We start from the raw sequence: 20,633 nt of genomic DNA, 5'->3' as shown, positions 1-20,633 counted from the left end.
TGGCTGGAGAAGCGACTTGATATGGAGCAACGCATGATAACCTTGATGGTGATACCAGTTTATTTATAAGCTGGTGTCCTGGTGGGAGAATCATGCGTGACGAGGCTCTATGTCAAGTCTTATAGGGAGAATAATATAAAATTTAATAAAAAAGATAGGGAGCAATTTCCTCTGTTTAAAATAAAAAATGAAATTTTAAGAAAGATAGAGAAATTTCAAGTATGTGTCTGAAATTAAGGGGCCCAGCCGCTTTTGGGGCGAATCAACGAGAGTTTGGGGCGAATAGTTTACTATTAAGGTTGAATTCACGCATTTTTCAGGCGAATCAACGGATGAGGCTCACGGATCTCCAGTAAAAAGCATAATTTTCGTAATTTTTCTTTCAAATGCAAAGAATTTAAAACGAACACCCCTGAAAAAGAGGACTATTTTAGCAATGTGAGCTAAAATAGTCCTCTTTTTTCCGATTTAATTTCCGGTCATTTCATTTACTTTGTCTTGATTATTTTCAATCCATTCACGTGCAACAGTTTCGGCATCTTGGCCTTCTTCCTCGATTTGCACAATCATTTTCTCTACATCATCTATAGAAATACTCCAGTTACTTAAAAATTCGTATGCTTCAGGTGCTCTTTCTTCTAAATCTTTCGTTGTAATAACATGGATAGAAGATGTTTCAAAGAACCCTTTTTCATTTGTCAATACCTTTAAATCAAATTTGTTGAACATCGTATGTGGACGCCAGCCATAAAAGACAACCGGGTCTTCCTGATTCATTTTTCGCTGTGCTTGTGCGAGCATGCCACCTTCCGAAGAATTTACCTGCTTCATGTTTAATTCGTACGCTTCAATTATTTCATCCGACTCGATCGACGCGCCCGCTCCTTCTTCAATACCATAAAACTCATTATCGAACATATCTTCATTACCTACAATGTCTTCTACACTGTTAATGTCTTCCAAATAGGTAGGAACAGTCCAACCAGTCTCTGCTTCTGGATAGCTAACAGCGGTATCAACGATATCTTCTTCAAATTTCTCAAAATACGTTTCGTGCATAGGTAGCCAAGAATCCATGAATACATCAAGTTCTCCGCGTGACAGTCCCATGAATACACCCCCTACATTCGCTTCAACGGATTCCACTGTATATCCCATATCCTCCAAAATCATACTAGCAATTTCTGTAGGAGGTATAGTACTTGTCCACGGTGTCACACCAAAAGTGATGGTTTGGCCATCGCCGACGTTCTCTTGATTCGCTTGATCCTCCTCTTGATTGCCTTGTTCTGTTCCTTCTGTATCTCCTTCGCCTCCTGCTCCACAACCAACAATCAATGTTAAAAACAACATAGCAATCAAATTAAATACAATCTTCTTCATTTACCTATCTCCTTTTTACTATTTTATGCTTTTCTTCCTAGCCCTTGAGTAATCCGGTCCAGGATAATTGCAAGTACAACGATTCCCAATCCACCAGCGAGTCCTAAACCAACATTAACAGTAGAAATTCCCGATAACACGGTCGATCCAAGCCCTGGAGCTCCGATCATGGAAGCAATAACAGCCATGGACAATGCCAACATAATCGTTTGGTTCACACCTGCCATAATTGTTGATAAGGCAAGAGGAAGTTGGACCTTAATCAATAATTGCCAGCGAGTTGATCCGAACGCTCTTGATGCTTCAATTACATCACTTGGTACTTGCTTTATTCCAAGACTTGTCATCCGAACAGCCGGTGGCGTAGCGAAAATAAATGTTGCGATAACAGCGGGAACACCACCAAGACCGAATAATAATATTGCTGGTATTAAATAGACAAAGCTAGGTAGCGTCTGCATGAAGTCCAGTATCGGCCGTACAATCTGATCGATAATATCACTTATTGCTGCTAGAATACCGATTGGAATCCCAATGATAATAGAAACAAGTGTCGACACAACCACAATCGCAACAGTCTGCATTGCTGGGTCCCACAGGTCAACAGATCCCAGATATAAACAGCCAATTAAGGTAAACAAAGCAATTCCTTTACCAGCAATTTTCCACGACAGTAAGATGAGCACAATGGTAATAATCTCTGGCGGAACAACTATTAAAAGATTGGTAACTGCATCAATGAATGCACCTAGGAGGTTACTGATAGTATTAAAAAAACCACCCATTACTGGCAGCAACCACTGATTAACAAACAGGTTTGTCCATTCTTCTAATGGGAAATAGAAATAGTTCATGGTGTAACTGCCTCCTCATTCTCTTTACCAAGTACCAATCCAGAGAGGATCGATATCCGTGAGATAATTCCCAATAATTTTCCGTTTTCAATGACCGCGAGCGGATACTTAGCTTCCGCTGCAATTCCGATTAACTCGTGAAGCGGAGTATCAGGTAACACTTCCTGCACTTTGGTATTTAGTACTTGCTCCAAGGGTATTTCTTCTTTATAAGCTTTTATAGCATCATCAATGGTTAATAGTCCTTTGTAGTTCTTTTCTTTATCAACAACAAAGATACTTGACGCTTCAGCTTCTTCCATTTTTCTCACAGCTACCCGTGGACCATCTTTATACGTCATTAACACTTCAGGTTTTTTCATGACATGAGAGGCGACCAATACTTTGGAACGATCAACATCTTTAACAAAGTTAGAAACATACTCATTGGCAGGATTTTCTAAAATTTCTTCTGGTGAACCTACTTGAACAATCTGCCCTTCTTTCATAATAGCGATACGATCTCCAAGCTTTAACGCTTCATCTAAATCATGGGTAATAAATAAAATTGTCTTATCAAGCTTATCTTGTAAACTAAGCAGCTCGTCTTGCATGTCTTTACGAATAATCGGATCAAGGGCACTGAACGCTTCATCCATCAATAAAATATCAGTATTATTAGCAAGTGCACGGGCTAGCCCTACTCTTTGCTGCATGCCACCACTTAATTCTTTCGGATAACTGTCTTTATATCCTTTTAAACCAACATCAATTATCGACTCCTCTGCTTTTTTTATTCGTTTTTCTTTATCGACTCCCTGAATTTCCAATCCGTACGCGACGTTATCTAAAACAGTGCGGTGTGGAAGCAAGCCAAAATTCTGAAAAACCATGCTTAACCTTTTCCGTCTTGTTTCCCTAAGTTCTGTACTTTCCATTTTTATAATATCTTCTCCGTCAATAAGTACTTCACCATCAGTTGGCTCAATCAGTCGATTGACCAATCTAATTAGAGTAGATTTACCGCTTCCCGACAGCCCCATAATAACGAAAAACTCGCCAGCTTTGACTTCGAAAGAAGCTTGATTTACACCGACTGTCATACCTGTTTTATCTAAAATTTCAGCTTTTGCTTCCCCATTCTTTAACCTCTTCAATCCTTGTTGAGGATGGGAACCAAAAACTTTTGTTAAGTTTTTCACTTCAATTTTATTCATAACCATACTCCTTTCTCCGAAACGACTTTCTGAAAATGACTCCCTTTGTACGGATATTGTGTCGACATTTTAGGATTATCGACTAATCCCGATTCGCCTCCCCACTTGCTTTGGGATTCCTAACTGTTGATGTTTATTTTGTAACTCCTCCACGTTAGCTCTAATAGCACTAGGAAATGGGCTTGGTCGTTCCTTGTCTGTGTCGATCCCCATTAACATTTGTTCACTTGTGGCTATCATGTCCTTTGAATCATTCTTCATGGCGAAAAATACATGCAGACGTTTGGCATCGGAATCAAGTAATTGTACTGATATGTCAAAAGCTTCGCCGTCTCGTACTTCCATTAAATAACATAAATGTGTCTCTAGCGTGAAAACAGTATAGGCATTTATTCTTCTCGCATCTTCGTCTAAGCCGATAAACTCAATGAATGTATCAACTGCAAGGCTGAATGCTTTTGCATATGCGGCATCATTCATATGACCGTTATAATCTACCCAATCGCTTTGCACGAAACCTTGATAAGTAAATGTACTGAGTCCCATGCTCCATCTCCTTAAAGCTTTTATTTCATTTCTTAAATCTTAGACTCCGGCCAATAATCTTCTACTAGGTCTAGTACTTTTACCAGGAATTCATTTCGCTTGGTTTCAAGTTCCGTTATAGATACGTCTTTGGCTTGTGTTTCGCATCCTTCAATTACTTTTTCTTTTAATTCGTCTGTTAATTCAGGTGCCACAAGTTTCGTCCATGGTAATTTCAATGCAGGTCCAAACTGTTCCAACATATGACGCATTCCTTTGTTTCCACCTGCTAAGTGAAAAGTCAGGAAAGGGCCCATTTGTGCCCAGCGCAAACCCGCACCATAAATGATAGCTGCATCCACTTCTTCTGTTGTCGCTATACCATCATTGACCAAGTGAAGAGCCTCACGCCATAAAGCTTCCATAAGGCGATCAGCCAAGTGCCCTTCAATTTCCTTGCGAATTATAAGTGGTTTCATTTTTATAGAGGAGAAGAATCTACTCGCTCTTTCCATATGTACTTGGTCAGTTAACCTGCCACCAACCAACTCGACAAGTGGCAATATAAAAACAGGATTAAATGGATGAGAAACGATCAGCCGTTCTGGGTGCTGCAATCCCTCCTGCAAGATACTCGGCATAATCCCTGAAGTACTAGAGCCAATAATAGCGTCAGGGTTAGCATGCTGATCAATGCTTTTTAATACGCTTTTTTTCAAATTCTCTCTTTCAGGTACATTTTCTTGAATTAGATCAGCCTGATTAACCGCTTCTTCAATGGTCGGAACAAAGGTTAGTCGATTGATTGAGGCACCTTCTGCAAGGCCAATCTCCTTTAGGGATTCAAAGGCTAATTTAACTGCCTCGCGAGTTCTCTCTTCTGCACCTTCTGCAGGATCAAAAGCTATTACGTCATATCCATTAGCAAGGAACCGGGCAATCCACCCATTTCCGATTACCCCTGTTCCGACTACAGCAAGACTTTCAAATTTCAATTGATCTGTAGTGTTCATTTTTTCCCACCTCCGTAAGGATTACTTAATCCAAATTGTTCACGCGCCTCCTGTGGTGTCATCACTTCACTATCATTGGCACTCAACATTTGAACTGCTTTATCAACGAGTTGATCATTTCGGGCAAGCACTCCCTTACTTAGATATAAATTATCTTCTAATCCAACTCGGACATTACCACCAAGCATCGCAGCAAGCCTGACAACCGGCAACTGCATCCTACCAATCCCAAATGCCGACCAATGAGCGTTGATCGGTAAGCGGCTTGTCATGTATAATAAGGTCTCTATGTCTGCATCTGCCCCCCATGGGATCCCTAAGCAGAATTGGAACATTGGGTCTTTGTCAACTAAGCCTTCATCAATTAACTGTTTGGCAAAGCGAATATGTCCAGTGTCAAAGCACTCTAATTCTGGTTTCACGCCACTTTCCTGAATCCGTTTTGCCTGATCCCTTAGCCAATCGGTCGGGCTTAAATAAACCATATTTCCAAAATTAATACTGCCACAATCCAAAGTACACATTTCTGGAAGCAGTTGACCAACCGGATGATGCCTCTCCCCCGGAGTTTGGATATCAGTTCCATCTCCCCCGGTGTGAGGTGTATCAAGGTTTGGAATGAAATCCCCACCACCTCCAGAGGTAATGTTGATAACAACATCAGTTTCTGATTCGCGAATCCGTTCGACAATTTCACGATAGTGTCCAACGTTGTGACTTATACCCCCTGTTTCAGGATTACGCGCATGGACGTGAGCAACCGTTGCTCCCGCCTTCGCTGATTCAATTGCAGCTTCTGCAATTTCTTTTGGTGTTACCGGTACATGGGAACTTTTACTTACGGTCTCCCCTGCCCCAGTCACGGCGGCTGTCACTAATATCTTTTTAGTCATTATATTTTCTCCTTACATGAATCCTAATAATTTCACCTATTTTCTGTTGTCTTATTTTTTTTATGCAACAAAAGCTTTTTATTAAATTCAACTCAAGTCTCTTTGCAAAAAATTAATCTTTACAAGTCGAAAAGATTCTATTAGGATAAAGGGGAAGATAATTGAATAATTAACGTTGCACTAGGGGAGCTTTTATAAAATGGCTGAGAAGAACTAATATGTTCTGACCCTTTGAACCCGAACTAGATAATACTAGCGTGGGGAAGTGTGGTCGAACTGGTGTATTATATAAAATATTACATATGTAGGCTGCATTCCCATCGGGATGCAGCCTTTTTACGTTCATAAAATTTAAGGAGGAATTATTAATGAAAAAGTTTGTCTGTGGAAGTAATCGAATTGCAGGTTGTAGTTTTTCCATTCATCCGATGAGTGATGATTTTATTGAAGTAATTACATCTGCTATAAAAAGTGTTGATACATCAAAGGTTTGGATTGAGACTGATGACGTTAGCACGTTAGTAAGAGGAAGAATCCCGCATATCTTTGATGTAACAAAAGCAATTTTTCTTCATACTGCCAACTCAGGTGTCCATGTCGCTCTTAACGCAACCTATTCTGTTGGTTGTCCGGGTGACACAACTGGTGATGTCTATATGGCTGAAGATGATTTTCAACTTAATAAAACAACTTCAGAACAAATAAAGCAGAAAGTAGCAACAAAATTCGCACTTTATCCACTAGGTGGAGGCGATTATATGGACACCATCTATCGCCAAATTGAGGCCATGAAAAGCCATGGTGTGGAAGTTAGTGGTACACACTATGCAACAAGACTAGACGGAGAAGCAGTTAACGTATTTAACGGGCTTGAGAAGGTATTCATCGATATGGAAGAAGGCGGCTCATCACACACTGTTATGACAGTGTCGATGTCTGCAAATAGCCCTTCTAAGAAAGGTGGAAATACAAAATGAAAAATTGGCGTTTAAAAGAAGTCATTGTAATGGCTACCTTATCTGTTGTGTTTGGTGTCATCTATCTAGCCTTCTTACCTATTGGCGGAGTATTAGTAGGATTTATGGGACCGATTGGATATGAGCCTATCTTCGGTATTTGGTTCATTGTTTCGATTATAGCGGCATATATCATCCGAAAACCTGGTGCAGCTTTTATATCAGAAACGATAGCTGCTACGATTGAATTTATGCTAGGAAATGCACTCGGACCAATTTTAATGCTAGTTGGAATGATTCAAGGAATTGGAGCAGAAGCAGTTTTTGCAGCGACAAGATGGAAAATCTATTCGTTATGGGTCCTTATGTTAGCTGGCATGGGCTCCGCAGTCACTAGTTTTATTTGGGGTATGTTCCAAAATGGTTACATTACATTCGCTCCAAACTATATCCTGGCAATGTTTGTAATTCGTTTGATTAGTGGTGCATTAATAGCAGGTCTAATCGGTAAAGTCTTGAGTGACGCGGTCGCAAAAACAGGCGTTCTCTCAAGCTTTGCATTAGGGAAGGAATATAAGAAGAGGAAAAAAGCAGCATGAGTATACCTCGAATAAGGGTGAGTCAATTAAAGTTATTTTATGAAGATGACCAAAAACAGCCTATTTTAGATGAACTGAACTTTGAACTAAAAGACCATGAGAATCTTTTAATCCTTGGACCTAGTGGATGTGGAAAAAGCACGCTAACTCATTGTTTGAATGGACTCTACCCTCGTGAACTAGATGGTGCAATGCAAGGTGACATATCTATTAACGGTGTATCCGCTAATAATTTTGCTAGTGGCGAGCTATCTCTACAAGTAGGTGTCGTCTTTCAGGACCCTGAAACTCAATTTTGTATGCTAACAGTAGCAGATGAAGTTGCCTTTGGCCTTGAAAATAAAGGTATCGCGACCACTGAGATGGACGTTAGAATTCACGAAGCATTAGGACTAGTGAATATGACTGCCTACAAGGAACGAGTTATTTCAACTTTATCCGGAGGGCAAAAGCAAAAATTAGCACTTGCCTGCATTTTAGCACTCGAACCAGAAATTCTCGTATTGGATGAACCAACGGCTAATCTCGATCCAAAAGCAGCGAAAGAATTCATTCAAACTCTTGATCAATTACAACAAAAAAAACAATTTTCACTCATTGTTATCGAGCATCAATTAGATGGTTGGGTATCACTAATTAAACGCAGCATAATGATGAATACAAATGGACAGATTTTCTTTGATGGAATACTTCATGATGGTATCAACCAACATCGTGATAGATTGGAGAAGTTAGGCATTTGGATTCCAAGGGCAACAAAAATAGCACTGGCTATTGAGAAACAGGGAGCTTACTTTTTTAATACCCTACCTCTGACTATTAACGAATTAGCAAGCTATCCTATTTCTTATAACGGATTAGATAAAAAAAAGACTGTCAAAGCTGATAAACGCTTGTTACTTAAAGCAAGGGATATATCCTGGTCCAAAAGAAATACCTCTATCATCAAGCAAACAAATATTGACCTCTATCATGGTCAATTTGTTGCAGTCCTAGGGGCAAACGGTAGCGGAAAATCATCTCTTTCTAAATTGTTAGCAGGTATTCAGAAGCCTTCTAGAGGGACTATTCATCTAGATGATAGACCGATGAAAAATTGGAAAGAAAAGGATCTAAGAAAGAAAATCGGCTATGTTTTTCAAAATCCAGAGCATCAATTCATTGCAGATTCCGTTTTTGACGAAGTGGCGTTTAGTTTACGTTTACAGGAATACAGTGAACGAGAAATAAACAACCGTGTTGAAAAAATTCTTAATCAATGTCAATTAACCGGTTTTGATGACTATCACCCTTACACACTTAGTCAAGGTCAAAAAAGACGCTTAAGCGTGGCAACTATGATTGTAGACGACCAATCTCTTCTCATTCTAGATGAACCTACATTTGGTCAAGATGCCCATTCTACTAAACAACTATTACATTTACTAGTTGAACGATATAATCAAGGAACGTCGATTGTTATGATCACGCACGATATGGACATCGTACACCATTACGCTGATCGAGTACTCGTAATGGAAAAAGGACATATTGTGCTTGACACAACGCCTGAACAATTGTGGAATTATCCAGTCGGTAAACTTAATCAATGGCAATTAGAGCTACCAAAAGAAGTGGAATTAAAACAATTACAACAAAAGGACGTTGGCTATGTTCATACATAACGTAAATCCAAGTATCAAGGCGATTACTATCATTCTAAGTGTGCTACTATTAGCTCTTGTATTTGATCCAATAACGCCGTTTTTATTTATTATTTGGATCTGGTTTCTCACCATCGGTGTAGCCAAAATAAATTGGAAAAAATATCTTCTTTATTTTTCACCGTTCCTCATTTTTGCAGTTGGAATGTTTTGGAGTAATCTGATCTTTGCAAACGAGCCAATTAACCCTAATGCGGCAATAACTCTGTTCGGGCGGGATTTCCCTACTGAAGATGTAAATACGGCACTTTCCTTATCACTTAGAATTTTAAGTTTCGCATCTTTATCCTTATTGTTTCTTTTAACTACCAATATTGTTCATTTTATTCTAAGCCTAATGCAGCAATGTAAGTTTCCTCCGAAGCTCGCCTACGGTATATTAGCTGGTTACCGTTTTTCACCTATGATTAAGGATGAATTATTCCTTATTCGTTCTGCGCATCGTGTTCGAGGTGTAAACCGTGCTAAAACGTTAAAGGAAGGATTTAATCAATATAAACGGTTCGCAGTACCTCTGTTAGCGAGTTCCATAAGAAAAGCAGAGCGAACAGCTATTGCAATGGAATCCAAAGGATTTACAGGGAGTCGTGACAGAACGTTTTATCGACAGTTTACTGTAACCACAAAAGATTGGATTTTTTTGCTAGGTATGGTAGCTGTTTTATTAATTCTTATCATTATGTCATGGCAACTCGGTTATTTTAAATGGTACAACGGAGAATTATAGTTAAGAAGTGATGTACCAGTTGGTACATCACTTCTTAACTTTGACACCTTAGCACGTTAAAACATACACACTACCTACCTGCCTATGTCCGGTGGATTGGTTGAGATAGTTCGATAGCAGATTTAAGCTCTTGCTGCATATATCCAATCCCTTTGCATTTAATTAGAGGAAATTGAATAGTTAATTCAGTTTCAAAACTTTTTGTTACGACTTCGATATATTTCTTTCCTGTTAATACTACAATTCCATCATTTTGATAAAGTTGTTTCTTTTTTACCTGATTTTTTAATTCATCTATAGATATTATTTCATTACTTTTTTTGTTAAACGTTACATCATAATTGCCCTTTACTATATCATTAGGTAATAAATAACCATATTTAGCTGATAGAATAACCCATCGATCAAAAAACTTCTCTGCATATTGTTCACAAAGATTATGAAATGTACCAATATAAGCGTCCCTGGCACGAACAGGTCCTATCTCTCCTTTTTTATCCCAAATTTTCTTATTGCCACATGGTAATATACACAGTTGTCCCAATTAACCACTTCCAATCAATTATTATCGTATTATTTAACTTAGGGAAATTATAATACTAGAAAATTACTTTATAGAATGTAACTCAACTTATATCATACGTTACGAATATAGATTTTCAAATGTTTATTTTCCATAATAAACCATCTAAATCTTTAACTTCTAAAATTAATTAATAATTATTTTTTTATCTGTTTTTATTGTCATTCAAACGTTGTAATCGCTTACCATTCGGGGTGTTTTCCCTAAATATCAGAAAATTTTCACAAAACCTGTTGACCTAATATATAAATGGTTGTATGATTGTCGTCAATCAAGAGTTTTTGCAATCATATAAATAATCAGAAGTTACAATTTAAATGGCCTTTTGATTTTCAGAAAAACTTTTGTAAATTAAGTGAATTTTAAAAGAGTAACTTTATCTAATAACTAGACTAAATTATCAGAATTGTAATACAATAGTAGTTAAGTAAACTAATCTGAAAAATGCTACTCTTTTTAAAAAATAACCATTAATTCTATAACAAATAAAACGACGACGGGAATAAAGGAATAAGAACATGTATTGACAGAGAGCCGGGGTTGCTGGAAGCCCGGAAATACACCTTATTCTGACATCGTCCCTGAGTGTTAAGCCGAACAGTCAAAATCTCATTAGGCTTAACCAGGTGTTCTACTAAACACCTGTTATCAAAAGAAGCTTACTATTATATAGTTAGCTTCATGAGGCAGCATTCGCGAGGATGTTGTAAATCAGGGTGGTACCGTGAAAAGTTAAGGCCTTTTCTCCCCGATTATTCTGCATATGTGCAGTTTAATGGGAGAAAATGGCCTTTTTATTTCGGATTTTCTTAAATAGTATTACATTTTCAGGAGGGATGACAAAATGAAGGTAGAAACAAAGCCTAGTATCGATACCGAAGCAAAACCAAAAACAGGGGCAGATCTTCTTGTTGAATCTTTGATTAAAGAAGAGGTTAAAACAATATTTGGATACCCTGGTGGTGCCGTACTTCCAATTTATGACGCGCTTTACCGGGCAAAGGATTCTTTCGAGCACATCCTTACTCGGCACGAACAAGGGGCGATACACGCCGCAGAAGGTTATGCACGTGTATCAGGGAGACCAGGAGTAGTTATTGCCACTTCAGGTCCTGGAGCAACTAATTTAATTACTGGTATAGCAGATGCAATGATGGACTCACTACCTTTAGTTGTTTTCACTGGTCAAGTTGCTCGTGGTGTAATTGGCACTGATGCATTCCAAGAAGCTGACGTGATGGGGATTACTACTCCAATCACAAAACACAATTACCAAGTCCGTTCAATCAGTGATTTACCAAGAATCGTCAGAGAAGCATTCCATATTGCTTCTACTGGAAGACCTGGTCCTGTAGTCGTTGACATTCCAAAAGATATTTCAGCAAATCCAGCTGAAGGAAATTACGATACTGATTTCCATCTTCCTGGATATCAACCAACTACAAAACCGAACCCATTACAAATTAAAAAACTTGCAGACTCATTAGCCAAGGCTAAAAAGCCGGTAATTCTTGCAGGTGCCGGAATCATTATAGGTAAAGCCTCAGAAGAACTACAAGTATTTGCTGAAAAGCATTCACTACCTGTAACGACGACGTTGCTGGGCTTAGGGGGATTTCCTGGTAATCATGACCTTGCACTAGGAATGGCGGGAATGCACGGAACATACGCTGCGAACACGGCATTGTATGAGTGTGATTTATTAATTAATATTGGTGCACGATTTGATGACCGCTTAACTGGTAATCTTAAGCATTTTGCACCCAACGCATCTGTCGCGCATATTGATATTGATCCTGCAGAGATTGGAAAAAATGTGGCAACTCACATACCTATCGTTGCTGACTCAAAAGCAGCTATTAAACTGCTACAAACTCATGCCAAAGTATCACCAGATCATGAGGAATGGATGGCTGAAATAAACAAAAATAAAGAGAATTACCCACTTTGGTATAACAATCCAAGTGAAGAAATGATTCCACAATGGCTAATCGAAGCTATTCATAAGGAAACTGCTGGCAATGCGATTGTCACAACAGACGTAGGCCAACATCAAATGTGGGCAGCACAGTATTACACATTTAATCGACCAAATAGATGGGTAACATCTGGTGGGTTAGGCACAATGGGCTTTGGCTTTCCAGCTGCGATTGGAGCACAATTAGCCGCACCAGAAGATACTGTTGTTGCTATTGTCGGTGACGGTGGTTTTCAAATGACCCTTCAGGAGCTTTCAGTATTACAAGAACGCGGACTTCCTGTAAAAGTAATCATCGTCAACAATGGTGCACTAGGAATGGTCCGTCAGTGGCAGGAAACATTTTACGAGAAACGTTATTCCGAATCATTACTTGATGTTCAACCTGATTTTGTGAAATTAGCAGAAGCATACCAAATTAAAGGAATGAAAATTGATACACAAGAACAATTAATTCAAGCATTACCTGAATTGTTCGCTTACCAAGGTCCAGTAGTTGTTGATTGTCGTGTCCTACAGCAAGAAAATGTCTATCCGATGATCGCACCTGGCAAAGGGCTAAATGAAATGATCGGGGTGAAACCATGAAACGAATTATAACTGCTACCGTCCAAAACAGAAGTGGTGTACTGAATCGAATTACTGGATTGCTTCAAAAAAGACAATTTAACATTGACAGCATATCAGTCGGTCGCACTGAAGTTGATGGTATTTCAAAGATGACCTTTGTTGTTGAAGTTGAAGATAATCAAAAGTTAGAGCAAGTAACCAAACAGTTAAATAAGCAAATTGATATCCTAAAGGTATCGGATATTACAGATAAAGCGATTGTCGCTAGAGAGTTAGCCTTAATAAAAGTAGTGAGCAGTAGTCAGTTGCGCAGCGAAATACAAGGTATTATTGAACCGTTTCGTGCGTCCATTATTGATGTTAGTAAGGATAGTTTATCTGTTCAAGTTACAGGTAAAACTGACAAGATTGAAGCTTTAATCGACCTACTTCGACCATATGGAATTAAGGAATTAGCTAGAACTGGAATGACCGCATTTTTACGAGGTCAACAACCACAAGTTACCGAATTGACTTCTTACTCCTTGCTTAAGTAAGACCCTGCTATCCTCAGGAACGGTATAGGCTATACGCCTAACCTAACTTACCCTGGGATAGTATAATTCACAAGCGCCCCACTGGTGCTTGTACTCTGAATTAATTTTTCAGAATCTTGGAATTATGTACCACTAAATTTATATAAAACAAACAATTTGAGAGGATGTAATCATTATGACAAAAGTACTTTATCACAACGATATTCAAGAAGAGGTTTTACAATCCAAGAAAATCGCAATCATCGGTTATGGCTCCCAGGGGCACGCACATGCGTTAAACTTAAAAGAAAGTGGTTTTGATGTAGTTGTTGGCCTAAGAAAAGGAAAGTCTTGGGATAAAGCTGTTGAAGATGGTGTTAACGTAAAATCTGTTGCTGATGCTTCAGCAGAAGCCGACGTGATTATGGTACTACTACCGGATGAATACCAACCGAAAATTTACGAAGAAAGCATAAAACCGAACCTACAAGCCGGAAACGCACTAGCGTTTGCTCATGGTTTTAATATTCATTTTAATCAAGTTGTCCCTCCAGAGGATGTTGATGTATTCTTAGTTGCACCAAAGGGTCCTGGTCACCTTGTACGTAGAACGTTTGAAGAAGGCGCTGGTGTTCCTGCACTTTACGGCATCTATCAAGATTTCACTGGTAATTCTACAGATGTTGCACTTGCTTATGCGAAAGGAATCGGAGCAGGTCGTGCAGGTATTCTTGAAACATCTTTCCAAGAAGAAACAGAAACCGACCTATTCGGTGAGCAAGCTGTCCTATGCGGTGGTCTAACAAGTCTTGTAAAAGCTGGATTTGAAACACTAACAGAAGCTGGATATCAACCAGAAGTTGCTTACTTTGAGTGTATGCATGAACTTAAGTTAATTGTTGACTTAATGTATGAAGGCGGTCTGGAAGGAATGCGTTACTCTATCTCAGACACAGCTCAATGGGGTGATTTCGTATCAGGACCACGAGTTGTCAATGAAGATACAAAAGCTCGCATGAAAGATGTACTAACGGACATTCAAACTGGTGTATTTGCTAAAGGCTGGATCCTAGAAAACCAAGCAAATCGTCCTCAATTTAATGCAACTAATGCTAAAGAAAATGAACATCAAATCGAAAAAGTAGGTAGAGAGCTTCGTGAGTTAATGCCATTTGTTAAAAAAAGGGTAAACTCTAAGAAGGAAGTGGTCTCAAGTGAAACAAATTAAAATTTTTGATACAACACTCCGGGATGGTGAACAATCACCCGGAGTTAATCTTAACCAATTAGAAAAACTTGAAATTGCTAAACAGCTAGAACGCTTTGGAGTGGATATCATGGAGGCAGGCTTCCCTGCTTCCTCCAAAGGTGAATTTGAAGCTGTTAAAAAAATCGCTGAAACTATCAAAGATGTATCTGTTACAGGTCTAGCTCGAGCAACAAAATCAGATATTGATATTGCTTGGGAAGCTTTAAAGGCAGCAAACGAACCACGCTTGCATGTATTTATCGCTACCTCCCCTATTCATATGGAATACAAACTTAAAAAAACACCTGATCAAGTAATTGATACTTCAGTTGAAATGGTATCTTATGCTAAACAAAAATTCACACATGTCGAATGGTCTGCAGAAGATGCTTCTCGTTCTGATTTAAATTTTTTGGTGAAAATCATTGAAAAAGTTATCGATGCTGGAGCAACTGTTATTAATTTACCTGATACAGTTGGCTATACTACGCCAAAAGAATACGGCGAGATGTTCCGTTATATCAAAGAAAATGTACCAAATATAGATAAAGTTGATCTTTCTTGCCATTGCCATGATGATCTTGGAATGGCAGTCGCCAACTCCCTTGCAGCAATGGAAAATGGAGCAACACAAATTGAAGGTACAATTAACGGTATTGGAGAACGTGCTGGTAATGCTGCGCTTGAAGAATTCGCTGTCGCCTTGAATATACGCAATGATTTTTATCCTTATACTACTAATCTTATTTTAAAAGAAATTAAGCGTACTAGCGATTTAGTCAGTAAATTTACTGGTATGTCCGTACCTGGCAATAAAGCAGTGGTTGGAAGAAATGCCTTTGCGCACGAATCCGGCATCCATCAGGACGGGGTACTAAAAAACGCATTAACTTATGAAATTATTACTCCAGAGTTAGTTGGTATCCAATCTAACAATTTAGTGTTAGGTAAACATTCCGGTCGCCATGCATTCAATGACAAAATAGAACATTTAGGGTTTAACCTAACAGAAGAAAAATCAATTGAAGCATTTAAAGCATTTAAACTACTGACTGATCGTAAGAAAGAAGTTACGGATGATGATTTATTCGTTATTTTAACCGATATTCAGACAGATGTTTCCGGTGTAAAAAGATACGAATTACAATCGTTTCAAGTTCAATACGGAACACATAACTTACCTACAGCAACCGTTGCTTTAACTACACCTGAAGGTACTCGAGTAGAAACAGCTTGTACTGGTCAAGGTAGTGTTGAGGCATTGTATAATACTATTGAAAAACTAGTTGAAGAAGAAATTCATTTGACCGACTTTAACTTAAATTCGATCGGTAAAGGTCGCGATGCCCTTGCTGAGGTGCATGTTAGTATGACTGTTAATGATACTACAGTTAGTGGACGCGGCTCGGCACAGGACGTTTTGGAAGCATCCGCACAAGCCTTTTTAAACGCTGTTAATCGTGTGTTTTTAAATAATATTTCTAAAAATAAAATTGAAGCTAAAATATAGTAGTATTAGGAGGTCAATCATGCAAAAAAATATCGTACTACTTCCTGGTGATGGAATCGGCGTTGAAGTTATTGCATCAGCAAAAGCGGTACTAAGCGCCCTTTCTGAACGATATAATCATTCGTTCACCTTTGAATCTCATGATATCGGCGGGATTGCCGTTGATAACCATGGCTCCCCCCTTCCCACCCAAACAGTAGATGCTTGCAAAAAAGCGGACGCTGTACTACTTGGAGCGGTAGGCGGACCAAAATGGGATCAACTCCCCTCTCACTTACGTCCAGAAAGAGGATTACTTGGGATTCGCAAATCATTAGATTTATTCGCAAATCTTAGACCTGTAAAAGGATTTGCAAAATTACTTCATTCATCCCCTCTTAAAGAGGAAGTGATAAACGGTAGTGACCTCCTAATTGTTCGAGAGCTTACGGGAGGCCTGTACTTCGGCAGACCTAGTGAACGAAGTGAGGATGGGAAGTCTGTAATAGACACACTTTCCTACACGAGAGATGAAATTGAACGAATTGTTGATAAAGGCTTTCAAAGTGCCAGGTTAAGACGTAAAATTTTAACTTCTGTCGATAAGGCTAATGTATTAGAATCTAGCAAATTATGGCGAGAAATCGTTGAAGAAAAAAGTAATGAGTATCCAGATGTTACCGTTAATCACGTCTTAGTCGACGCTGCCGCTATGAAGCTTATCACAAATCCTAGTCAATTTGATGTAATCGTTACGGAAAATATGTTTGGTGATATATTGAGCGATGAAGCTTCTGTTTTAACAGGATCACTCGGGATGTTACCTTCTGCTAGCCTAGCAGAAAACGGGGTTGGCTTATATGAACCCGCTCATGGATCTGCTCCTGATATCGCGGGTCTAGGAATTGCAAATCCCTTAGCTATGATTCTATCAGCAGCCTTAATGCTTCGTCATTCGTTTCAGTTGGAAGAAGAAGCAAAAATGATTGAAACAGCTGTTGAAGCAGTAATCGATGAAGGGTACCATACAGCGGATTTACAGATTACTAACGGTAAGAAAGTGAATACCGCGGAGATGACTAAACTCGTTGTAGACTTTATTAAATCATAGGATAAATAAAGTTAATTCTTATAAAGTGAGGAGTGACTAAAGAATGGATAAACCAAAAACAATTGTTGAAAAAATTTGGGACCAACACATTGTTCATCAGGAGGAAGATAAGCCTGATTTACTTTATATTGATTTACATTTAGTCCACGAAGTAACCTCCCCTCAAGCATTTGAGGGATTGAGACTTAAATCTAGAGGCGTCCGTTGTCCCGACCGAACTTATGCAACGATGGATCATAACGTTCCTACTATACATCGTCATATTATTAAGGACCAAGTATCTAAAACACAAATGGATACATTAAAACAAAACTGTGATGAATTTAATATACCTTTAGCAGATATTGATCATCCTGATCAAGGTATTGTTCACGTTATTGGTCCAGAATTAGGTCTAACCCAACCCGGAAAAACAATTGTCTGCGGGGATAGCCACACATCAACTCACGGTGCTTTTGGTGCATTAGCGTTCGGTATTGGAACAAGTGAAGTGGAACACGTACTTGCTACACAAACATTGTGGCAAGCAACACCAAAAACATTAAATGTTAAAGTGAATGGTCAATTAGGCCAAGGCGTAACTGCAAAAGATTTAATCCTTGCGATTATCGGCAAATACGGTGTCCGTTTTGGAACAGGTTTCGTGATTGAATATACCGGTGATGCCATTCAGTCTTTATCAATGGAAGCTCGGATGACAATTTGTAATATGTCGATTGAGGCAGGTGCTCGTGCTGGACTTATAAGTCCAGATGAGACAACTATCGAGTATATTAGAGGAAAGCGTCATGCACCTAAGGGAAATGACTTCGAAAAAGCTGCTGCTGATTGGAAAGCGCTAGCGACAGATGACGGAGCAACTTACGATGCCACAGTTGAAATAAATGCCGATGAAGTTGAACCACAAGTGACATGGGGAACAAATCCAGGTATGTGTATTCCGGTAAGTGCATCTATTCCTAGTCCTGATCAAGCAGATTCTGCGAATGCTAAAGATGAAATCGAGCGAGCACTTGAATACATGGGACTTGAGGCAAACCAACCCATTTCTTCAGTTAAAATTGAACATGTATTTATTGGTTCCTGTACGAATTCTAGACTAAGTGATTTGCAAAAAGCTGCAGAAATTATCAAAGGAAAAAAAGTAAATCCATCTGTGACAGCCATTGTTGTTCCAGGCTCTCATAGCGTCAAACTATCTGCCGAAAAAGAAGGCCTCGATATCATATTTAAACAAGCGGGATTTGAATGGCGCGATGCAGGTTGCAGTATGTGCCTTGCGATGAATGACGACGTTGTACCAGCAGGCGAACGTTGTGCATCAACCTCTAATCGTAACTTTGAAGGTCGCCAAGGTACAGGTGCTAGAACACACTTAGTTAGCCCGGAAATGGCAGCTGCCGCTGCTATTGAAGGACATTTCGTCGACGTCAGAAAACTAACAGCACCAACACCTAGCTAACTTAAAATAACATATGATTATGTTACTCTTAGGGAGGGTATATAAAAATGGAACCAATTCGTAAACACACTGGACTTGTCTATCCATTAAATAGATCAAATATCGATACCGACCAAATAATCCCAAAACAATTTTTAAAACGAATTTCTAGACAAGGGTTTGGTCAATTCCTATTTTTTAACTGGAGATTTGACAGCGACGGTGCTCCAAAGAAAGATTTCAGTCTAAACGACCCGAAATATAAAGATGCGTCCATCCTTGTTGCTGGTGAAAACTTTGGTTGTGGTTCCTCACGTGAACATGCGCCTTGGGCACTTCAAGATTTTGGGTTTAAAGTGATCATTGCTTCTAGTTTTGCTGATATTTTTTATAACAATTGCACAAAAAATGGTATTGTTCCCATTCAGCTAACAGAACAGCAAACGCAAGAGCTCATTGACCATTCCGAATCAGAATCCTATACTATTAATGTGGATTTAGAGAATAAACTTGTTTACGGACCAAATGATTTTAGCGCGAAGTTCGAAATCCCAGATTACCAAAGAGAAATGTTACTCAATGGCTGGGATGAAATTGCAGTTACACTTACACACGAAAAAAAGATCGATCAATTTGAAATACAAAGGCAAACATTATATTAGGAGTGTGATACCATTGGGAATTTCGTAACAGGGCAAAAAATCATCAATGCGATGGACCATTTAAAAAACATCGTCCATCGCACACCCCTTACTACATCATCGACAATCAATGATATGACAGGGAAAAATGTTTACTTTAAAATGGAAAATCAACAAAAAACTGGTGCATTTAAAGTAAGAGGTGCTAGTTATAAAATAGCGCAGCTAACAAATAAAGAAGCCCAAAATGGGGTGATAGCCGCTTCAGCCGGAAACCACGCTCAAGGCGTTGCTCTGGCAGCAGCAAAGCGAGGTATTGAAGCAAAAATATTCATGCCTGAAAAAACCCCAGAAACAAAAATTGAAGCTACTAGAAATTATGGCGCTACAGTTGTCTTAACAGGAGATTCTTTTCAAGAAGCATATGAAGCAGCTGTTGATGAACAACAAAGAAATAAAAGTGTTTTTGTTCATCCATTCGATGATACCGATGTGATGGCCGGACAAGGTACGATTGGTTTAGAGATGTTAGAACAAGAGTCAAAACTTGATACCATTATCGTACCTATTGGTGGCGGCGGATTAATATCAGGGATCGCGGTAGCAGCAAAATATCTTAACCCAAAAATAAAGATTATTGGTGTTCAATCACACGGTGCTAGCGCTGTCTATAATCGGTTTCACAAAACTGGACCATCTACACTCTCTTCAGTTTCTACGATTGCAGACGGGATTGCTGTAAAAAAAACTGGCTTACAAACCTTCCCGGTAATCCAAAAATATGTGGATGACATAGTTACTGTAACAGAAGAAGAGATCGCTACTGCTATGGTCTATATGTTAGAAAGAAAAAAGTCACTTATTGAAGGCGCTGGAGCAGCAGCATTCGCCGCATTGCTGACACATGGTGAAACTATCCATTCAAATCATTGTGGTATCGTTGTTAGCGGCGGTAATATGGACCTATCAAAAATGCCACAAATACAGAAATTAGCAAGTAACAATCACTTAGCCTGTTTAGCATAAAATATAGAATCTGATTTTAATCTCTACTTCTAAAGATTAGTTCAACAACAGAATGAGTTAGTATCCACCCTTCTATCTCCATTCTGAATGCTTAAAGGTCATTCTAATAAAAAGATAGTCAATATGATAATTAAATTCCCAATTCTTCAGTGAATCGGGAATTTTTTTATTAGTTTCTTCC

General features: G+C 38.9%; 19 protein-coding genes and 1 riboswitch. Of the genes, 12 read left to right on the top strand and 7 right to left on the bottom strand.

The features are described from left to right. Nucleotides 1–468: 468 nt before the first annotated feature. The 6 genes from LD272_RS14785 to LD272_RS14760 form a co-directional block, all read right to left on the bottom strand. Entirely contained in the window at nucleotides 469–1,383 is a 915-nt protein-coding gene (locus LD272_RS14785) for a glycine betaine ABC transporter substrate-binding protein (protein ID WP_226037387.1), read from the bottom strand. Nucleotides 1,384–1,406: 23 nt separating this feature from the next. Next, nucleotides 1,407–2,237 carry an ABC transporter permease gene (locus tag LD272_RS14780; protein ID WP_226037386.1) on the bottom strand — a complete coding sequence of 277 codons (831 nt, stop codon included), beginning with the start codon at nucleotides 2,235–2,237 and terminating at the stop codon, nucleotides 1,407–1,409. Next, on the bottom strand, nucleotides 2,234–3,433 hold the full coding sequence (locus tag LD272_RS14775) for a quaternary amine ABC transporter ATP-binding protein (protein WP_226037385.1): 1,200 nt from the start codon (nucleotides 3,431–3,433) through the stop codon (nucleotides 2,234–2,236). Before LD272_RS14775 ends, LD272_RS14780 begins: the two co-directional genes overlap by 4 nt. A gap of 75 nt (nucleotides 3,434–3,508) precedes the next feature. Next, nucleotides 3,509–3,979 (bottom strand): thioesterase family protein, encoded by a 471-nt coding sequence (locus LD272_RS14770; RefSeq protein WP_226037384.1) that lies wholly within the window; start codon nucleotides 3,977–3,979, stop codon nucleotides 3,509–3,511. 32 nt (nucleotides 3,980–4,011) lie between these two features. Then, on the bottom strand, nucleotides 4,012–4,971 hold the full coding sequence (locus LD272_RS14765) for a 3-hydroxyacyl-CoA dehydrogenase NAD-binding domain-containing protein (protein ID WP_226037383.1): 960 nt from the start codon (nucleotides 4,969–4,971) through the stop codon (nucleotides 4,012–4,014). Beyond that, nucleotides 4,968–5,864, bottom strand: a complete 897-nt coding sequence (locus LD272_RS14760) for a beta-keto acid cleavage family enzyme (protein ID WP_226037382.1) — start codon at nucleotides 5,862–5,864, stop codon at nucleotides 4,968–4,970. Before LD272_RS14760 ends, LD272_RS14765 begins: the two co-directional genes overlap by 4 nt. 172 nt (nucleotides 5,865–6,036) lie before the next feature. Next, nucleotides 6,037–6,145, top strand: a riboswitch (TPP riboswitch). 87 nt (nucleotides 6,146–6,232) lie between these two features. Here LD272_RS14760 and LD272_RS14755 point away from each other — a divergent pair. Genes LD272_RS14755 through LD272_RS14740 form a run of 4 tightly spaced genes read left to right on the top strand, consistent with a single transcriptional unit; the run spans nucleotide 6,233 to nucleotide 9,849 of the window. Then, entirely contained in the window at nucleotides 6,233–6,841 is a 609-nt protein-coding gene (locus LD272_RS14755; protein WP_226037381.1) for a YkoF family thiamine/hydroxymethylpyrimidine-binding protein, read from the top strand. Continuing rightward, nucleotides 6,838–7,419 carry an ECF transporter S component gene (locus LD272_RS14750; protein ID WP_226037380.1) on the top strand — a complete coding sequence of 194 codons (582 nt, stop codon included), beginning with the start codon at nucleotides 6,838–6,840 and terminating at the stop codon, nucleotides 7,417–7,419. Before LD272_RS14755 ends, LD272_RS14750 begins: the two co-directional genes overlap by 4 nt. Further along, nucleotides 7,416–9,083: an ABC transporter ATP-binding protein gene (locus LD272_RS14745; RefSeq protein WP_226037379.1), complete on the top strand. Its 1,668-nt coding sequence runs from the start codon at nucleotides 7,416–7,418 to the stop codon at nucleotides 9,081–9,083. Before LD272_RS14750 ends, LD272_RS14745 begins: the two co-directional genes overlap by 4 nt. Then, a complete protein-coding gene (locus LD272_RS14740) occupies nucleotides 9,070–9,849 on the top strand; it encodes an energy-coupling factor transporter transmembrane component T family protein (RefSeq protein ID WP_226037378.1) in 780 nt (259 codons plus the stop codon). Before LD272_RS14745 ends, LD272_RS14740 begins: the two co-directional genes overlap by 14 nt. An 82-nt stretch (nucleotides 9,850–9,931) precedes the next feature. On the opposite strand, the gene LD272_RS14735 is transcribed toward LD272_RS14740, so the two are convergent. Next, nucleotides 9,932–10,393 carry a DUF6884 domain-containing protein gene (locus tag LD272_RS14735; protein WP_226037377.1) on the bottom strand — a complete coding sequence of 154 codons (462 nt, stop codon included), beginning with the start codon at nucleotides 10,391–10,393 and terminating at the stop codon, nucleotides 9,932–9,934. 883 nt (nucleotides 10,394–11,276) lie between these two features. Between LD272_RS14735 and ilvB the strand changes: the two genes are divergently transcribed. From ilvB to ilvA, 8 genes are all read left to right on the top strand, one after another. Next, the gene (gene ilvB, locus LD272_RS14730; RefSeq protein ID WP_226037376.1) at nucleotides 11,277–12,998 is read left to right on the top strand and encodes an acetolactate synthase large subunit; all 1,722 of its coding nucleotides are present in this window, start codon (nucleotides 11,277–11,279) and stop codon (nucleotides 12,996–12,998) included. Then, entirely contained in the window at nucleotides 12,995–13,516 is a 522-nt protein-coding gene (gene ilvN, locus LD272_RS14725) for an acetolactate synthase small subunit (protein WP_226037375.1), read from the top strand. Before ilvB ends, ilvN begins: the two co-directional genes overlap by 4 nt. A gap of 175 nt (nucleotides 13,517–13,691) precedes the next feature. Continuing rightward, a complete protein-coding gene (gene ilvC / locus LD272_RS14720) occupies nucleotides 13,692–14,723 on the top strand; it encodes a ketol-acid reductoisomerase (RefSeq protein ID WP_226037374.1) in 1,032 nt (343 codons plus the stop codon). Next, nucleotides 14,710–16,254, top strand: coding sequence for a 2-isopropylmalate synthase (locus tag LD272_RS14715; RefSeq protein WP_226037373.1), 1,545 nt, complete (start codon nucleotides 14,710–14,712; stop codon nucleotides 16,252–16,254). Before ilvC ends, LD272_RS14715 begins: the two co-directional genes overlap by 14 nt. A gap of 19 nt (nucleotides 16,255–16,273) precedes the next feature. Next, on the top strand, nucleotides 16,274–17,344 hold the full coding sequence (leuB, locus tag LD272_RS14710) for a 3-isopropylmalate dehydrogenase (protein ID WP_226037372.1): 1,071 nt from the start codon (nucleotides 16,274–16,276) through the stop codon (nucleotides 17,342–17,344). Between the two features lie 43 nt (nucleotides 17,345–17,387). Then, nucleotides 17,388–18,806 carry a 3-isopropylmalate dehydratase large subunit gene (leuC, locus tag LD272_RS14705; RefSeq protein ID WP_226037371.1) on the top strand — a complete coding sequence of 473 codons (1,419 nt, stop codon included), beginning with the start codon at nucleotides 17,388–17,390 and terminating at the stop codon, nucleotides 18,804–18,806. A gap of 47 nt (nucleotides 18,807–18,853) precedes the next feature. Next, nucleotides 18,854–19,447 carry a 3-isopropylmalate dehydratase small subunit gene (gene leuD / locus LD272_RS14700; RefSeq protein WP_226037370.1) on the top strand — a complete coding sequence of 198 codons (594 nt, stop codon included), beginning with the start codon at nucleotides 18,854–18,856 and terminating at the stop codon, nucleotides 19,445–19,447. 51 nt (nucleotides 19,448–19,498) lie between these two features. After that, nucleotides 19,499–20,452: a threonine ammonia-lyase gene (gene ilvA / locus LD272_RS14695; protein ID WP_226037369.1), complete on the top strand. Its 954-nt coding sequence runs from the start codon at nucleotides 19,499–19,501 to the stop codon at nucleotides 20,450–20,452. Nucleotides 20,453–20,633 lie beyond the last annotated feature (181 nt).

This window comes from Aquibacillus saliphilus, assembly GCF_020404745.1.
GTDB classification, from domain to species: Bacteria; Bacillota; Bacilli; order Bacillales; family Amphibacillaceae; genus Aquibacillus; species Aquibacillus saliphilus.
This window is presented reverse-complemented; position numbering and strand designations above follow the sequence as displayed.

What these genes read in the sequence shown, in the direction of transcription:
- LD272_RS14785 (WP_226037387.1), bottom strand. Translation starts at nt 1,383, where the DNA reads ATGAAGAAGATTGTATTTAATTTGATTGCTATGTTGTTTTTAACATTG.
- LD272_RS14780 (WP_226037386.1), bottom strand. Translation starts at nt 2,237, where the DNA reads ATGAACTATTTCTATTTCCCATTAGAAGAATGGACAAACCTGTTTGTT.
- LD272_RS14775 (WP_226037385.1), bottom strand. Translation starts at nt 3,433, where the DNA reads ATGAATAAAATTGAAGTGAAAAACTTAACAAAAGTTTTTGGTTCCCAT.
- LD272_RS14770 (WP_226037384.1), bottom strand. Translation starts at nt 3,979, where the DNA reads ATGGGACTCAGTACATTTACTTATCAAGGTTTCGTGCAAAGCGATTGG.
- LD272_RS14765 (WP_226037383.1), bottom strand. Translation starts at nt 4,971, where the DNA reads ATGAACACTACAGATCAATTGAAATTTGAAAGTCTTGCTGTAGTCGGA.
- LD272_RS14760 (WP_226037382.1), bottom strand. Translation starts at nt 5,864, where the DNA reads ATGACTAAAAAGATATTAGTGACAGCCGCCGTGACTGGGGCAGGGGAG.
- LD272_RS14755 (WP_226037381.1), top strand. Translation starts at nt 6,233, where the DNA reads ATGAAAAAGTTTGTCTGTGGAAGTAATCGAATTGCAGGTTGTAGTTTT.
- LD272_RS14750 (WP_226037380.1), top strand. Translation starts at nt 6,838, where the DNA reads ATGAAAAATTGGCGTTTAAAAGAAGTCATTGTAATGGCTACCTTATCT.
- LD272_RS14745 (WP_226037379.1), top strand. Translation starts at nt 7,416, where the DNA reads ATGAGTATACCTCGAATAAGGGTGAGTCAATTAAAGTTATTTTATGAA.
- LD272_RS14740 (WP_226037378.1), top strand. Translation starts at nt 9,070, where the DNA reads ATGTTCATACATAACGTAAATCCAAGTATCAAGGCGATTACTATCATT.
- ilvB (WP_226037376.1), top strand. Translation starts at nt 11,277, where the DNA reads ATGAAGGTAGAAACAAAGCCTAGTATCGATACCGAAGCAAAACCAAAA.
- ilvN (WP_226037375.1), top strand. Translation starts at nt 12,995, where the DNA reads ATGAAACGAATTATAACTGCTACCGTCCAAAACAGAAGTGGTGTACTG.
- ilvC (WP_226037374.1), top strand. Translation starts at nt 13,692, where the DNA reads ATGACAAAAGTACTTTATCACAACGATATTCAAGAAGAGGTTTTACAA.
- leuB (WP_226037372.1), top strand. Translation starts at nt 16,274, where the DNA reads ATGCAAAAAAATATCGTACTACTTCCTGGTGATGGAATCGGCGTTGAA.
- leuC (WP_226037371.1), top strand. Translation starts at nt 17,388, where the DNA reads ATGGATAAACCAAAAACAATTGTTGAAAAAATTTGGGACCAACACATT.
- leuD (WP_226037370.1), top strand. Translation starts at nt 18,854, where the DNA reads ATGGAACCAATTCGTAAACACACTGGACTTGTCTATCCATTAAATAGA.
- ilvA (WP_226037369.1), top strand. Translation starts at nt 19,499, where the DNA reads ATGGACCATTTAAAAAACATCGTCCATCGCACACCCCTTACTACATCA.